Origin of the sequence: Streptomyces sparsogenes subsp. cuspidosporus (assembly GCF_039532705.1) — a bacterium.
Classification (GTDB): Bacteria; Actinomycetota; Actinomycetes; order Streptomycetales; family Streptomycetaceae; genus Streptomyces; species Streptomyces sparsogenes.
The window spans coordinates 454,486-469,614 of record NZ_BAAASD010000001.1 but is presented as its reverse complement, the minus strand read 5'-3'; the positions used below and the strand labels follow the sequence as shown (position 1 = coordinate 469,614).

The 15,129-nt window shown below is 72.6% G+C and carries 14 protein-coding genes and 3 pseudogenes; 8 read left to right on the top strand and 9 right to left on the bottom strand.

All coding sequences use genetic code 11. The annotated features are described in order from the left end of the window. Positions 1-190: 190 nt before the first annotated feature. A complete protein-coding gene (locus tag ABFY07_RS43030) occupies positions 191-601 on the top strand; it encodes an SDR family NAD(P)-dependent oxidoreductase (protein ID WP_428836831.1) in 411 nt (136 codons plus the stop codon). 128 nt (positions 602-729) lie between these two features. Beyond that, a complete protein-coding gene (locus tag ABFY07_RS01845; RefSeq protein WP_346172695.1) occupies positions 730-1,494 on the top strand; it encodes a MerR family transcriptional regulator in 765 nt (254 codons plus the stop codon). Between the two features lie 29 nt (positions 1,495-1,523). Here ABFY07_RS01845 and ABFY07_RS01840 read toward each other — a convergent pair. Then, positions 1,524-2,004, bottom strand: a pseudogene (locus tag ABFY07_RS01840) (transposase); the annotation flags it as partial. A gap of 332 nt (positions 2,005-2,336) precedes the next feature. Here ABFY07_RS01840 and ABFY07_RS01835 point away from each other — a divergent pair. Next, entirely contained in the window at positions 2,337-3,002 is a 666-nt protein-coding gene (locus ABFY07_RS01835) for a response regulator (protein WP_346172694.1), read from the top strand. A 4-nt stretch (positions 3,003-3,006) separates the two neighbouring features. Here ABFY07_RS01835 and ABFY07_RS01830 read toward each other — a convergent pair whose 3' ends face one another. From ABFY07_RS01830 to ABFY07_RS01810, 5 genes are all read right to left on the bottom strand, one after another. Further along, positions 3,007-4,230: a sensor histidine kinase gene (locus ABFY07_RS01830; protein WP_346172693.1), complete on the bottom strand. Its 1,224-nt coding sequence runs from the start codon at positions 4,228-4,230 to the stop codon at positions 3,007-3,009. Positions 4,231-4,376: 146 nt separating this feature from the next. Then, positions 4,377-5,747, bottom strand: a complete 1,371-nt coding sequence (locus ABFY07_RS01825; RefSeq protein ID WP_346172857.1) for an FtsX-like permease family protein — start codon at positions 5,745-5,747, stop codon at positions 4,377-4,379. Positions 5,748-5,752: 5 nt separating this feature from the next. Continuing rightward, the gene (locus ABFY07_RS01820) at positions 5,753-6,505 is read right to left on the bottom strand and encodes an ABC transporter ATP-binding protein (protein ID WP_346172692.1); all 753 of its coding nucleotides are present in this window, start codon (positions 6,503-6,505) and stop codon (positions 5,753-5,755) included. Between the two features lie 439 nt (positions 6,506-6,944). Then, complete coding sequence (locus tag ABFY07_RS01815) at positions 6,945-8,264, bottom strand: MFS transporter (RefSeq protein WP_346172691.1); 1,320 nt, start codon at positions 8,262-8,264, stop codon at positions 6,945-6,947. Between the two features lie 119 nt (positions 8,265-8,383). Further along, positions 8,384-8,650: an FAD-dependent oxidoreductase gene (locus ABFY07_RS01810; RefSeq protein ID WP_428836841.1), complete on the bottom strand. Its 267-nt coding sequence runs from the start codon at positions 8,648-8,650 to the stop codon at positions 8,384-8,386. Between ABFY07_RS01810 and ABFY07_RS01805 the strand changes: the two genes are divergently transcribed. The 3 genes and pseudogenes from ABFY07_RS01805 to ABFY07_RS01795 form a co-directional block, all read left to right on the top strand. Next, complete coding sequence (locus tag ABFY07_RS01805) at positions 8,567-9,160, top strand: carboxymuconolactone decarboxylase family protein (protein ID WP_346172856.1); 594 nt, start codon at positions 8,567-8,569, stop codon at positions 9,158-9,160. The two genes, ABFY07_RS01810 and ABFY07_RS01805, sit on opposite strands and share 84 nt — an antisense overlap. Before the next feature lie 21 nt (positions 9,161-9,181). After that, a complete protein-coding gene (locus ABFY07_RS01800; protein WP_346172690.1) occupies positions 9,182-9,343 on the top strand; it encodes an SDR family oxidoreductase in 162 nt (53 codons plus the stop codon). Positions 9,344-9,479: 136 nt separating this feature from the next. Further along, positions 9,480-10,001 (top strand): annotated as a pseudogene (locus ABFY07_RS01795) (OsmC family protein); the annotation flags it as partial. A 473-nt stretch (positions 10,002-10,474) separates the two neighbouring features. Here ABFY07_RS01795 and ABFY07_RS01790 read toward each other — a convergent pair. The 3 genes and pseudogenes from ABFY07_RS01790 to ABFY07_RS01780 all read right to left on the bottom strand — a co-directional run bounded on the left by ABFY07_RS01790 (position 10,475) and on the right by ABFY07_RS01780 (position 12,815). Next, positions 10,475-11,776, bottom strand: coding sequence for an MFS transporter (locus ABFY07_RS01790; RefSeq protein ID WP_346172689.1), 1,302 nt, complete (start codon positions 11,774-11,776; stop codon positions 10,475-10,477). A 173-nt stretch (positions 11,777-11,949) separates the two neighbouring features. Further along, positions 11,950-12,139 (bottom strand): annotated as a pseudogene (locus tag ABFY07_RS01785) (IS701 family transposase); the annotation flags it as partial. Positions 12,140-12,281: 142 nt separating this feature from the next. Then, a complete protein-coding gene (locus tag ABFY07_RS01780) occupies positions 12,282-12,815 on the bottom strand; it encodes an HIT family protein (protein ID WP_346172688.1) in 534 nt (177 codons plus the stop codon). A 337-nt stretch (positions 12,816-13,152) separates the two neighbouring features. Between ABFY07_RS01780 and ABFY07_RS01775 the strand changes: the two genes are divergently transcribed. Both ABFY07_RS01775 and ABFY07_RS01770 read left to right on the top strand, forming a co-directional pair. After that, positions 13,153-13,647 (top strand): aminotransferase class III-fold pyridoxal phosphate-dependent enzyme, encoded by a 495-nt coding sequence (locus tag ABFY07_RS01775; protein WP_346172687.1) that lies wholly within the window; start codon positions 13,153-13,155, stop codon positions 13,645-13,647. Positions 13,648-13,833: 186 nt separating this feature from the next. Next, positions 13,834-15,069 carry an MFS transporter gene (locus ABFY07_RS01770; RefSeq protein ID WP_346172686.1) on the top strand — a complete coding sequence of 412 codons (1,236 nt, stop codon included), beginning with the start codon at positions 13,834-13,836 and terminating at the stop codon, positions 15,067-15,069. Positions 15,070-15,129: the final 60 nt, after the last annotated feature.

The window sequence follows — 15,129 nt, the reverse complement described above, 5'->3', positions numbered from 1 at the left end:
GGGTCTTCAGCCATGCTGGGGCCGCGCCAGCGGAGGTGATCGCCTTATTGCTGGTGGGGGTGCTGGAGCGCGCGGGAAGCCGTCGGGCCGGGCGGGACACGGCGTCGGGTCTACGCGTGGCGGGAGTCTTGTCCGGCCGCCTCGTCCGGCCCACTCCGTCGTCCATCTGGCCACGCACGTCGCCCGGCACATGGCCGGCAACGGCCGCGGCCGCATCCTGATCACCTCGTCGCTGTCGGCGACCCTGCCCACCCCCTACGAGACCGTGTACGGGCCCTCCCGCGCCTTCACCCGCATGTTCGCCCTCGGATTGCGCGCGGAACTCAAAGAGCACGGTGTCACCGTCACCTGCCTCATGCCCGGCGCCGCCGACAGCGACTTCCACGCCCGCGCAAGCATGAACCACACCGCCTTCGGCCCCGGCATGAAGAAGAACAGCAGCAAGGAAGTCGCCCGCCAGGGCTTCCTCGCCCTGATGAACGGACGCGCCGAAATCGTCGGCGGCGACGCCACCAAGCGCACCGCCCTCGAACACCGCTTCCTCCCCGAGACCTACAAGGCCGCCCGCCACGCCACGAAGGCCAAGCCGCCCCGAGCATGAGGGTCTGGCCGACGGGTCCGGCCCTGGTGCCTGTCCCCTAGGGTTTCGGGCTTGCGCTTTCCGTTGCGGCAACTTCTACGGTCATGTGCGTGGCCGGAGAGACCGGCCCGGCGAGGGAGGCACCGGTAATGGCCTGGTCGATCGCGGAGGTGGCGCGGATGTCCAAGGTGACATCGCGGGCGCTGCGGCATTACGACGAGATCGGCCTGCTGCCGCCTGCATGGATCGGGAGCAACGGGCACCGCTACTACGAGGAGGCCGATCTGCTGCGGTTGCAGCAGATCCTGCTGATGCGGGAGCTGGGCCTGGGGCTGCGCGAGATCCAGGCGGTCCTGGACAGCCAGCTCGACCAGGTGGCCGTGCTGCGTGAGCACCGCGAACGGCTGCTCGCGGAACGGGACCGGCTGGAGACGCTGGCCCGTACGGTCGGGCGCACCATCGCCGAACTGGAAGAAGGTAGAGGCAAGGACCATATGACCAAGATCAACAAGCCGGAGAACCTGTTCGAGGGGTTCCAGGCGCCTTCCGAGGCCGAGGCCGAGGTACGGGAACGATGGCCGCAGGCGTGGGAGCAGTCCCGGCAGGCCGTCGACGCGATGACCTCCGAGGACATGGAGAGCTGGCAGCGTGAGGTGACGGCGCAGATGATCCGTATGGCGGAGTTCATGGTGGCCGGCACGCCGGTATCCGACCCTGCGGTACAGGCCGAGGTGGACGCCAACTACCAGGCCATCTGCCGGTTCTGGACCCCGACCGCGGCCGCGTACAAGGGAGTGGGCCAGACCTATGTCGACGACCCGCAGATGCGGGCAAACTTCGACAAGATCGCCGAAGGTCTCGCCGTCTACCAGCGCGATGCGATGACCGTGTACGCCGATGCCCGGCTGAGCTGACCGCACGCGCCCAAGGGCCGTGCGGCGGGTCATGAGCGCAGCCAGAGGCGCATGGCTGCGACGGTCACGGCGCCTTCGAGGATGTATGCCCTCTTATCGGATCGGGTGTGCGGCGCGGAAGCCCTTGAGGGCGTTGATCGTTCGCTCGACTTCGTTCCTGCGTTTGCAGAGCGACTTGTCGAAGCCGGCAGGTTGACCGCCCCGGCTGCCACGGTGCTGTCTGTTGGCCCGCTGGTTCCTCGGTTCGGGGATGGTGCGCTCGATCCGGCGCCTGCGCAGGTACCGGCGGCCACGACGGGATGAGTACGCCTTATCGCCGCTGAGGTGATCAGGCCGGGTGCGCGGGTGACCGCCACCCGGCCGTCGCACGCGAACGCGCTCAAGGACCGGGAGCAACTGAGGTGCGTCGCCCCACTGATCCGGCGTGATCAGCACCGCCAAGGGCCGACAGCCGCCGTCTCCACGCCAGCGCGTGGTTCGCAGCGGAGGCCCAACTGTCCGCCCTCTGGCCGAGCATCAGCGTGATCAGATCCATGAGCAGCCCGAACGCGGCGATTCCGGCCAGGCCGCACACCGTCCACAGCAGCGCCCGCAGTACGGGCCGCAACCCATATCGCGACACCGCCGCACGCCGAATCCGGCGTACGCCACGTGGGGGCTGCAGGCGTGGCGCCGAGGGGAGTGGACAAGGGTGCAGCGGTCAGCAGGGCAGCGGCGGCTGCGTGACATCGCAGATCCGCCGTGCTGCGGGTGAGTGCGCCGCGTCAAGGACGGTGTGCACGGACTCGGTGAGGTGGAGGTGTTCTCGCGGCGGACGGTGTGGGAGGCTCGATAATGATGCCGTGATCAACAGGCACCTGCGCGTGGTACTGGCCGAGGACTCCGTCGTTCTCCGTGACGGGATGGTCGAGCTGCTCGCCGCCCGCGGATGCGAGGTGGTGGCCACGGCGGGGACGGCGCCCGCCCTGCTCGCCGCGGTGGTCGAGCACCGGCCCAACGTAGCCGTGGTGGACATCCGGATGCCGCCCACACACACCGACGACGGCATCCGCGCCGCCGTCGAGATCCGGGCGAGGACGCCCGAGGTCGGGATCCTGGTCTTCTCCCAGCACGTCGAGACCGTCTGGGCCTCCCGGCTGCTGGCCGGTGGCGCTGCGGGCATCGGGTACCTCCTGAAGGAACGCGTGGCCCGCACCTCCGAGTTCATGGACGCGCTGCACCGGGTCGCCGGCGGGGGCACGGCACTCGACCCGGAGGTGGTCACCCAGCTGATGCGCGGTGGCCGGCGCGGGCGGGTGGACACCCTGACGCCGCGCGAGCGCGAGGTGCTCGAGCTGATGGCACAGGGCCACTCCAACCGTTCCATCGCCGCGCTGCTGGTGGTGTCGGAGCGGGCGGTGGAGAAGCACGTCGCCGCCGTCTTCACCAAGTTCGACCTGCGGGCGTCGGACGCCGACAACCGGCGGGTGAAGGCCGTCCTGACCTACCTGGCGGAAAGCGGCGGTTGATCCGTCACAGACGGGCCGGCAGCTCCGCGGTGACCACGGTGGGCCCGCCGGGCGGGCTGTCGACCCGCAGGACGCCGTCCACCGCCGCGAGCCGCTCGGCCAGGCCGGTCAGGCCGGTGCCGGCGCCGAGCGCCGCGCCGCCGCGGCCGTCGTCGCGCACGAGCAGACGGATTCGGCCGTCGGCCGCGGTGACCGAGAGTTCGACCGAGCCGGCGCCGCTGTGCTTGGCGACGTTGGTGAGCAGCTCGGCGGCGCAGAAGTAGACGGCCCTTTCGACCCCGGGGCCCGGGCGTTCCCGCAGGTCCAGGCGGACGGTGACCGGCACGGGCGCGGTGGCGGTGAGCCCCGGCAGCGCCTCGGCCAGGCCGCCGTCCAGCGCCACCGGATGAATGCCCCGGGTGAGCCGCCGCAGCTCGGCGATGGTGTCGTCGGTCTGACCTCGGGCGCGATCCACCAGGGTGTGCAGCCGCCCGAGGTCCGGGCCGGCGGCGGGGGCGAGCGCGTCTTCGACCAGCGAGAGAGTGATGGCCAGGGCGACCAGCCGGGCCTGGGTGCCGTCGTGCAGGTCACGCTCCAGGCGGCGGAGCTGGTCGGTGTTCTCCGCGAGCAGAGCGGCGCGGGCGGTCTCCAGCTCCCGTACCCGTTGCTGGGCACGGGCGGGGCCGAGCAGCAGCCGGGCGAGCCGCCGGTTCGCCCCGCTCAGCGCCCGCAGGGCGCCGGGCACGGCGGACAGCAGCACCAGGCCCAGCAGTGCGGAGGCGGAGTCCAGCCAGGGGTTCGGCCGCGGGCCCGGTTCCAGGAGGCGGCCCCAGAGCGGAAACCCGATCAGCCAGCCGCAGCCGAGGGGAAGCGCCACGGCGGCGGCGAACCCGAGCACTCCGAGCGGCAACCGCAGCACCAGATAGAGCAGCGTCCGCCAGGCGACCGGGTCGGTCAGCACGACACGGCCACGGGCGACCGCGCCCACCGGGCGGGGCAGCGCCGCCGGCTCCTCGACGCGCTCACCGAGGAGCCGGCCGACCAGCCGCCGGTGCAGCGCGCCCAATCCCCGCGCGCCCAGCAGCGCGGCCACCACGAACGGCAGGCCGAGCACGGTGAGCGAGAGCAGCGCCCCCGCGTACAGGACGGCGAGTGCGTAGCCGCCGCCGACCAGCGCGAGTGGCAGTCCGACGGCGGCGAAGGCCCATTCGCCGCCCCGGACGGACAGGTATCGCCGCCGTTCAGCCACGTCCGGCCCCGGACACCTCAGCCGCCCCGCCCGGACCTGGGGAGCGCGCCGAGTCGGCGGGTGGCGCGCTCACCGTGGCCCGAGTGCCAGGGCGGGTGGACGTCCGTTCGCAGCCCGCGCCCTCGGCAGCCGACCCACCGCCGCGCTCAGTCACGGCCACCGCCCACCAGCGCCGCCGCCGGGCCGTGAACCGCCCACAGGCCCGTGACCAGGATCCCCGGGACGGTCAGCGCCGCCGCGCCCGCGACGATCCAGAAGCAGCCGGCCACCGGAACGGACGGCACCGCCGAGTCGGCCACCGCCGTGCTGAACGCCGCCGCCGCGGCACCCGCGACCCCCGCGCCCAGCAGGACGCCCACCGCCGTGGTCAGCACCGCCTCCGCGGTCAGCATGCGCAGCAGCTGCGGCCGGGTCGCGCCGACCATCCGCAGCAGCGCGAACTCGCGGCGCCGCTCGGCGGTCACGGCGACCAGGGTGTTGACGGTGGAGACGGCGGCGAAACAGGCCAGCAGCGCCAACTCCGCCTGACGCAGCCAGGTGTCCGTGGCGGAGGTGACGGTGGTCGCGGTCGCGCCCGCGGCCCGCCCGGCGGTGTGTGTCATGAGCAGCATGGTGCCCGACAGCCCCACGAGCAGCGTGACCGGCACCACCGCGGACGACAGTCGCCGCGCGTACCCGCGCAGGTTGGCGTCGGCCAGCCACCCCGCGCCGGGTGCCAGGGCCCGTACCGGCGCGCCCAACACGGCCGCTACGACCCGCGCCGCGAGCGGGCCCGCCAGGGCGACCGCGATCAGCAGTACCAGCGAGCCGAGCAACGCCGCCTGCCCCGCCTCGTCCGACCGCTCCGCCGGCCGCGTCGCGGCCAGTCGCAGCAGCAGGCCGCCGCCCACCAGCGCGCCGATCCCGGCGAGCAGACGCGGTGCGCCCGTCCGACCGTGCTCGGTCGAGCTCGCGGTGAGGGCGGCCGCGGGCGGGATCCGGGAGATCCGCCGGGCCGCGACGGCCGAGGCCGCCAGGCCGACGGCGAGCGCCGCGGCCAGCGCGACCAGCATCGGCACCGGTGTCGCCGGCACCCGCACGCCCGGCCCCGCCATCCCCCACCGCCGCAGCTCGGCGAGCAGGCTCCGGGCCCCCGTCGCACCGGCCGCCCAGCCCGGCGCGGCCACCAGCAACGTGGTCACGATCACCTGGCCACGGACCAGCCGCCGCGCCTGACGGGGCGTGGCCGCGATGGTGCGCAGCAGGGCCAGCTCGCGGTGCTGCTGACGGAGAGCGAAGCCCAACGCGTTGACCACGACGAAGAACGCCACCAGCACGGCGATCTCACCGAAGGCGCCGGCGATCGCCATCAGTCCGGGACCGTCGGCCGCCTTCCGGGCCACCGTGGGGGAAGTGACATCGGCGGCGAACAGCGAGCCGAACAGCGTCACGGTGGCGATGGCGAGGAAGAGCGCGACCGCCAGGCCGAGGAAGGCGGCCGGGCGCCGGCGCATCTGCCCGAGGGCGAGCGAGGTCATCGCGCTCACCCGCCCAGCCGACTCAGGCGTTCGCCGACCTGGGCGGCGGTGGGCCGGCCGAGCTCGTCCACCACGAGGCCGTCGGCGAGCAGCAGCACCCGGTCCGCGTATCCGGCGGCGACCGGATCGTGGGTCACCATCACACAGGTCTGTCCCTCCTGGTCCACGCCGGCCCGCAGAAGGGCGAGGATCTCGTGGCCGGTGGCCCGGTCGAGCGCGCCGGTCGGCTCGTCGGCGAAAAGCACCTCAGGGCGGGAGACCAGCGCCCGCGCGATCGCCACCCGCTGCTGCTGCCCGCCGGACAGCTGCCCGGGCCGGTGCCGCTCACGCCCGGCAAGACCCACCCGGCCGAGCGCGTCCAGCACCCGACCCCGGTCAGGCCGCTTCCCGGCCAGCCGGCCGGGGAGCTCGACGTTCTGCGCGACCGTCATCGCCGGCATCAGGTTGAACGCCTGGAACACGAACCCCACCCGGCTGCGCCGCAGTTCCGCCAGCCGCCGCTCGGGCAGCCGGGACACCTCGGTACCTCCCCACCAGACGGAGCCCCGGGTGGGCCGGTCCATCCCCGCGAGGCAGTGCAGCAAGGTGGTCTTGCCGGAGCCCGACGGCCCCATCACCGCCGTGAACGTCCCGGGCGCGAGGCTCACCGACACCCCGCGCAACGCCCGCACGGCGGCGGTGCCGCGCCCGTACTCACGGTGCAGGTCCTCCGCCCGGGCGGCGGTCTCCGTCCTGCTGTCTGTCGCCATCTCAGCCATGTCCTCATCCTCGGCGCGCCGGGGCACCGCGATCGATCGTGCCCGCCCCCGCACCGGGGGTTCGGAAAACCGAAGTGCTCACCCCCGCGGCAGCGTCGGTCAGGTGCGCGGCGACATCGGAGAGGCCGACCCGTACGCGGACTGCCCAACGAGCACCTGGTGCTGGCGCACACGGTGCACCCCTCACCCGGCGCCCACCGGTAGCCGCACCGCAGAACAGCGACCTCGCCGCCCGCCTGGAAATGGCGACCGCGAGCGTACGGATGACCGTCCTCCCCTAAGCCGCCGAAGCGGTCGTTCCGGTACGTGCCCATCGCGACCGAGACATCGACGACACCGTCCTACCGTTCTCCTCACGGACGGCTTCGCCGAGCACATCGAGGAGCTCGCCGCCGCCCACTGACAGGCCCGCCGGCGGCGCGGTGGATCGAGGTCGGCGTCAGTCTTCCGGGGCATCCGCATGCCAGGGGGCGCCTGCTCGGGTAGGGCGTGCACCGGCGCGGTAGGCGGTGGCGGCGACGGCGGGCAGGAGGGCGAGAGAGAGTGCTCCGCCGGTGAGGGCGAGGGCGGGGTAACTGGTGGCGGCGACCATGATGCCGGAGGCCATGCCGCCGGTGGCGCCGGCGATGGCGATGGAGACGTCGACCAGGCCCTGGGTCTTGGCGCGGGTCGCGAGCGGCACAGTGTCGATGATGATCGCGGTGCCGGAGACGAGGCCGAAGTTCCAGCCGAGGCCCAGCAGGGCGAGCGCGAGCGCGAGGAGGAAGACCGAGTCGCCGGGCGCCACGGCAGCGAGGAACCCGGCGGCCAGCAGGGTGATGCCGGAGGCGGCGGCGATTTTCATGTGGCCGTAGCGGTCGACGAGCCCGCCGGTCAGAGGTGACGGCAGGTACATGGCGCCGATGTGGATGCCGATGACGAGGCCGGAGGCGGCGGTGGAGTGGCCGTGGTCGTGCATGTGGACCGGCGTCATCGTCATGATCGCGACCATGACGAGCTGGGTGAGGATCATGACCAGCGCGCCCAGGACCACACCACTGCGGCCCTTGTCCGTGTCGGCGGTATCGGTGGTGGCCCGGTTGGCTGCGGCGGCGGCTTCCTTGGCCTGGGTGACGGCACGGGCCAGCAGCAACGGGTCGGGGCGCAGCCAGAGGGCGAGGACGAGGGCGGCCAGCGCGTACGCGGCGCCGGAGATGACGAAGAGTCCGGCGAGGTGGGGGATGCCGAGGTGTTCGGCGAGGGTGCCGGCGGGGGCGGCGAGGTTGGGTCCGGCGACGCCGCCGAGGGTGGTGGCGACCAGGACGCTGGAGACGGCCCGGGCGCGTTGGCCGGCCGGGGCGAGGTCGGCTCCGGCGTAGCGGGCCTGGAGGTTGGTGGCCGTGCCGGCGCCGTAAACGAACAGGGCGATGAACAGCAGGACGGGGTTGTCGAGGACGGCGGCGGTGATGACGCCAGCAGATCCGACGGCGCCGGTGAGGTAGCCGGTGGCAAGGCCGGGGCATCGGCCGCGGGCCTGGGAGATGCGGCCGACGCTGACGGCGGCGAGTGCGGAGCCGGCGGTGAACAGGGCGCTGGGCAGTCCGGCGAGACTGGTGGTGCCGAGCATGTCCTGGGCGAGGAGGGCGCCGACGGTGACGCCCGCGGCGAGACCCGCGCCGCTGAGGATCTGGGAGGCGACCAGGACGCGCAGGATCCGCCTCTGGGCGTTGACGGGGTCGGATATGAGTCCCGGCGTGGCGGCGGGTGCGACGTTGGTCATCTCTCTCCTGAAGTGTGAGGAAGCCGGCCATTGCCAGGGAGATGGAGGCCGGGCGGGGCAAGTCGTACGGATTCCGTGCGCCGAGCGGTGCGAAATCCGTGCGGCGTCAGGCCGGTGGCCTATCTGCTGGGGGCAATGATGTCCTGGGCAGTGTCGTTCACGTCGGCGGGCGCCGCGAGGACGGCGCGTGCCGCGCGTTCTCCGGAGGCGAGGGCGCCTCCGATGTGTCCGGCATGGTCGGTGGCCGTCTCGGTCGACGCCCAGTGCAGGCTGCCGTCGAGGGCCGGCCGCTGGTAGAGGGGGTGGCCGAAGAGCGAGTAGTCGGCGAGGCGCTGCACGGTGGACGGGGCGGCCCACCGTTCGCCGCTCCAGTCCTGTACGTGCAGGGCCGCGGGAGAGTCGGCTGCCGACCTCGTCCGACCCCGCCTCGGACTGGCTCAGCCGCGTCGACGGCTACCTGGTCTGCAACCCCTACAATCGACCGTGTCCTGCTGAGGAGCTTCCCCCTCGCCACGGGATGGAACGGGCTGCTGGGACGGGTTCGCGCCGAGTTCGACCTGGCACTGGAATACCGCGAACTGATCATGCTGCGCGTGGCCGTACTCAACCGTGCCGGCTTCGAGTGGGGCGTCCACTACCCGGCATACCTGCAGGCAGGCGGCACGGCAGAAAAGTGCGAAGCCCTCAAGGGAAACGCCGCGGACAGCGGCCTCTTCAACGAAGAAGAGCTCGCCCTGCTCACCCTGACTGATCAGTCCACCCGACAGGTCGAGGTCGATGCCGACGTCATCGAGGAACTGAAGCGCCTGTTCGGTGAAACCAAGACAGTCGAAGCGGTCGCAACCGTCGCGGCCTACAACATGGTCGCGCGCTTCCTGGTAGCGCTGGCCATCTGAGGCCCCCGTGCGCCAGAGGCCATGAGCCGACCGAACGGCTTCCGCTCCTTCCACCCGATCGGCCGCACCGGTACCGCCGACGACGTCGCCGCCACCGTCGCCTTCCCCCTGCCCAACCAGACCGACTGGGTCACCGGCGCGATCTGGGACATCGACGGCGGCGTCACGGCCGGACGCAACTGACCCGCTCGGCACTCAGCCTCCGGGCCGCGCCGCCCGGAGGTTTCCTTGCCCTGCGCTTCACCGTCCGGATGCCCAGTCATCTCCGGGGCCCGAAGGCCATCCACGTGTGCTCCAGCCGGCGGGGGCGCCGGCCCCCATGTCAAGCACGGCGAATCGCCGCGCCGTCTATACGTTCACGAAGGAACCCCACCCCATGTCCGTCATCAATGACATCGATGTCCAAGCTCTGCAGGACACCACAGCCGCTGTCCGGGCCAACCCCCAGCTCGGCCAGGCCACATTCTCGGTCAACGGCTCCTGGCAGGGCGGCTGCCGGCTCACCGCACAGACCGGTGCGCTGACCCAGGGAGGCGAGCGGGACGACACACGTATCGCGCGCTACGTGATGAGCGGCGACGAACCCACCGCGCTGCTGGGCACCGACTCCGCCGTCTCGCCCGCGGAGTACCCGCTGCAGGCGCTCGCCGGCTGCTGCACCGTCACCCTTGCCGCCCTCGCCTCCGCACAGGGCATCGAACTCAAGGCGTACCGCCTGGAGCTGGAAGGCGACATCGACCTCCGGGGCTTCCTCGGCATCAACCAGACGATCCGTCCCGGCCTCCAGCAGATACGCGTACGCCTTCACGTCGACGCCCCGCACACCCCCCGCGAGCAGCTCGAAGAACTCATCTCCCTCGTCGAAAGCCGCTCACCTATCCGAGACACCCTGGTCAGCCCAGTCGGCCCCGCCACCGCCAAGCGCGCCGTGTGCTTGATGGCCGGTGCTCCGCGTGCGGGGGCCTCTGGGTCCGCGTCCGCGGTGCACACCTTGCCCACCGCCGCAGCCTCCTTGGGCGCGACGGCGTCCCGTTCGGAGCCGACGCGCCGGAGGAGGCGCCGCCGGGTTTGCCGGATGAGCGGCTGTCGCGGCCGCCGGAGGAGCACCCGGCCAGGCCCGCCAGGGCCGTGGGCAACGCGATGGAGGCGCGGTCGGCCCCGGACGGAGCCGCCGTTCCTCTTGGGATCATCCTGTCACCTGGCGGTCATAGGGGATGCGAGCGGCGGGATCGTACGTACCCTTCCCCGGCAGGGGTCTCCCTCTGGGTCCGTGCGCTCCTGGCGCCGCCCGGTGCAGGACGGCCGTGTCCGGGTCTACGGGTGTTCCGCCCCGTCCTCCAGCCGCTGCCCCCGCAGCAGGAACCATGCCGCCGCCGCTGCGGACCCCAGGACCGCCGCGCCCGTGCCGGCCGCCAGGGTCAGTCCGTCGACGAAGGACTGGCGGGCGGCGTCCAGGAGTGGCTCGGCGGTGTGGGCGGGCAGACTCGCGGCCCCCTCGACCGCGCCGCCCAGCGACTCGCGGGCCTCGGCCGGGGTGCCCGCCGGGCCCGTGAAGCGCCGGTAGACGCCGGTGACGATCGAGCCGAGGACGGCGATGCCGAGGGCCGCGCCGAGTTCGTAGGCCGTCTCGGACACGGCGGACGCTGCGCCCGCCTGCTCCTTGGGCACGCTGGACAGGACCACGTCGGCGGTCACGGTGAACGAGAAGCCGGCGCCGACGCCGACGACCAGCAGCGAGGCCCCGAGCAGCGGGTAGCCGGTGGACTGGCCGATCACCGTCAGCGCGGCGAGCGCGAGACCGACGGCGGCGAGTCCGACGGAGACGACGGCCCGCACCGAGAACCGCCGGGCGGCCCGGCCCGCGACCAGACCGGCCGCCACCGCCCCGACCGCGGCGGGCAGTTCGGCCAGGCCCGCCTCGAACGGGCCTCTGCCCTGGACGAGTTGCAGGTACTGGGAGAGGAAGAACACCAGCCCGGACACGCCGAGGATGGTCAGCAGGTCGGCCAGGATCGCGCCGCTGAAGCCGCGGTTGCGGAACAGCCGCATGTCCAGCAGCGGGGCCGGGAGCGTCAGCTGACGGTTTACGAAGCCGTACAGGGCGGCCGCGCCCAGCAGACCGGCGGCCGCGGTGGCCCAGCCGAAGCCGTGCGCGGCGGCCTCCTTCACCGCGTACACGACGCCGGCCGTGCCGACCAGCGACAGCAGAACGCTGGTCATGTCCCAGGGGCCGGGGTCGGGGGTGCGGGACTCGGGGAGCAGCTTGATGCCGACGAGGACCAGGACGGCCATCACGGGGAGGTTGATCAGGAAGACCGAGCCCCACCAGAAGTGCTCCAGCAGGAAACCGCCGACGATCGGGCCGACGGCCGTACCGGCCGACGCGGTCGCGCCCCAGACGCCGATCGCGAGGCTGCGTTCACGGGGGTCGTGGAAGAGGTTGCGGATCAGGGCGAGGGTGGCGGGCATCAGGGTCGCACCGGCGGCGCCGAGCAGCGCCCGCGCGACGATCATCAGCTCGGGTGTGGTGGCGTAGGCGTTCAGGACGGATATCGCGCCGAACGCCGTGGCACCCACGAGCAGGATCCGCTTGCGGCCGACGCGCGTCCAGGACACGGACCTGGAGCGGCTCTGCGACAACCTCACCGCCGGTCGATGACGACGCGGCGCTCCTGGTCGGCCGCCTGCACGCCCTTGCCCCCGACGAGGTCGTCTCCTGGCCGCTCCCCGAAGGCCCACAAGCGGCGGGGCCGGCCCGGGCGCACGTCCGGAAACAGCTCTCCGCCTGGATCACGCAGCCGGTCGGCGTCCCATCTGGCCCGGCCGAGCAGGCGCTGCATACCGGCCGGAGGGGCATCACCGGCCCACTCGGCAATCGTCCGGCGGCTCTTGCGGCAGGTCCGACAGCAGCCCCGGCGCCAAGTCCCGCACCCGGCGCCGGGGCTCGACCCGCGCGAACCGGCCCGCTATCCGGCCCATCACGAGCTCGAACGCTCCCTGCCAGCGGACAGGGTCTACGCGGTGACCTGCGGCCACGGCAAGATCGTCAGTCTTCCCACACCGATGATCAGCGGTGGCCGCATCCGCGCTCAGCGGCAGAGTCCTCCACGGCCCGGCATGGTCACAGGGTGCGCGGGGCCTGCGGCATGCGAAGGACTCCCCGAGCGGCTACGGCCGCGCGCAGGCGTGCGGCCATGTCGGCGGCCTCCCGCGGTGACACGGACAGGACCCCGTTCTCGGTCATCAGGGCGTGGAACTGCTGCTGCTCGTAGGGGACACCCGCCGGCAGCGCAGCGACGTGCCAGTGCAGGTGCGCATTGCCCTGCTGGCTGCCGAGGGAATACAGGTACGTGCGCTCGGAACCGCAGACGTTCTCAACGGCCAGGGCGACCTCGCGGACGACCTGCATGAGACGAAGGTAGGCTGCTTCGTCCAGGTCACGGACAACGTGTTCGATGTGCGCCTTCGGCGCGACGAGCACCTTCCCCCGCACGGTGGGCCACCGGTCGAGGAACGCCACATGATCCTGGTCCTCATAGACCTTCTGGTGCGGGTAGTCCGGATGCCCGGCCAGGAACGAGCAGACGAAGCACGGCCCGCTTCGTGTGCGGGCCGTGTATGCCTCAAGGTCCATAGCCTGCCGTTCGGTGGACACCTGCACTCCTCTCCTCGGGGGTGCTTCAGTGTGGCAGCCACCCGACTACGAACCCCCGTTGGCGTCGCCGGCAGGGCCTGCGAGCAGAAGTCGCGATCTACGGTTGGAGTGTCCCCACCGGTTTCGTCCCGTCAGGCCCGGTACTGGTGCGAGCCAACAGCGGTGTGGCCGTCAGGCGAGTTCCCGGCCAGCGGCGGCGACAAGGCGGTCGGCTGCTTCCGTGGCGGTCCTGCGAACGGCTTACAAGCACGCCGGCAAGGGTGCCGACTACGGCGACGATGGCGGACCACATGTCAGGTTTCCTTCGTGACTTGGGCTGCCATGGCAGCCGGGGTGGGTGGCTCTGCGAGGAGGCCACCACCGGGTGTTCGGAATGGGCGGTCATGGCGGCGTCACCCGCCAGGACGGCGCCGACCACGAGGAGCACGCGGACCTGCTGGACCAGCGCGACGCCGTGTTCGCGACCGTGCAGGAGCACTACTACGCCGACCCGCCCCGCATGGAACGCGGTTGGCGGCATCATCTGATGTCCACCGAGGGCCGCTCCTACCTCGACATGGTCAACAACGTGACCCCGTTGGGACACGCCCATCCTCGCGTGGAGCAGGCGGTGACCCGGCAACTGCGGCGGCTCAACACCAACTCGCGGTTCCACTACGCCTCGGTGGTGGACTTCACCGAACGCCTCGCCGCCCTACTGCCCGATCGCCTGGACACGGTATTCCTGGTCAACTCCGGCTCCGAGGCGGTCGATCTGGGCATTTCCCGACATCGTGGGCGTCGCCCAAGGCGATGGGTAACGGCCACCCCCTCGGCTCCGTCATCACCCTGACCGCGCTCGCGGGCCGACCCGGGCGGGCTGTGCCGCACTGGCGGGCAGCCCGCCGCTTCCCCGCCGAACCCACCGCCCCACAGGCCCCGCCCCCTTTGCGTCACCACGCGGTCTCAGGGCAGATGTGCGGAGGGAGCGGAGGGAAACAACGAGCTTCCGGACGGCTCCGTCGCCTAGTTTGCCCCCATGGCTTCCTCTGTCGATCCTGAAGACCGAGCTGCCGAAGCGCGGCCGCGCCTGGTGACCCGCCCGCTGCTGTTGCGCTTCGTGACGGTCGTCGGCTCCTCGGCGAGCTTCTATCTGCTGCTGTCGGTCGTCCCGGCGTACGCGCAGAGCGCGCCGGGCGGGGGCAGTGACAGGGCGGGCCTGGTCACCGGTGCGCTGATGCTGGCCACGGTGGCCGGCGAGCTGGTGGCCCCATGGCTGGCCGCACGCTGTGGCTACCGGGTGCTGCTGGGGGCGGGGTTGTTCTTGCTGGGCGCTCCCGCACTGGCCCTGACCGTGTCGCGGAGCATGGTGTGCATCATGGCGGTGTGCCTGGTCCGGGGGCTGGGCTTCGCGTTCACGCTGGTGGCGGGCGGGGCACTGACGGCCTCGCTGATCCCGCCCGAACGCCGCGGGGAGGGGCTGGCCCTGATCGGCGTCATGGCCGGTGTGCCGTCGCTGGTGGGCCTGCCACTCGGGGCCTGGCTGGCATCGCACACCGGATACGGCCCCGTCTGCACGGCAGCGGCACTGGTCGCCCTGGTCTCCATCGCCGCCGTCCCGGGCCTGCCCGGCCGGGAAGCGGCGTCGGGGCCGCCCCTCGGGATCTTCGCCGGGGCCCGGTCCGGCGCGCTCGGCCGCCCCACAGCCGTGTTCGCGGTGACGGCGGTGGGCGCGGGGATCGTCGTCACCTTTCTACCCCTGGCCGTGGCGCCGGGCCACTCCGGGGTGGTCGCCGCGGCGCTCTTCGTGCAGCCGGCCGCCGCGACCGCGTCCCGCTGGTTCGCCGGCCGGCACGCCGACCGCCGTGGAGCCTCCGGGCTGGTCGTGCCGGGGCTGGCCGCCTCAGCCGCCGGCCTCCTCGTCCTGGCCCTCACCGGCGTCCCCGCCGCGGTCGTCGCGGGCGCGGCCGTGTTCGGGGCCGGCTTCGGCATCACCCAGAGCGCAACCATCACGCTGATGTACTCCCGCGTCCCGGCCTCCGGGTACGGGACGGTGAGCGCCCTGTGGAATGTCGCCTACGACGCGGGCATGGGCATCGGCGCGGCCGGCTTCGGCGCGGTGGCCGGTTCGACCGGCTACCCCTGGGCATTCGTCCTGACCGCCCTCCTGACGCTGACAGCCCTCGCCCCGGCCCGGCTGGACCGGGCGGCAGCACGCGAGCAGCCTGCGACCACCGGGGAGGATCGGGCGGTGACGGCGAAGAGGCGCCGGTGAGCGCCGGGCACGGTCCGGCTCCCCCTGCGGGACAGCCGAATCCGATCGGATCTCCCGCCA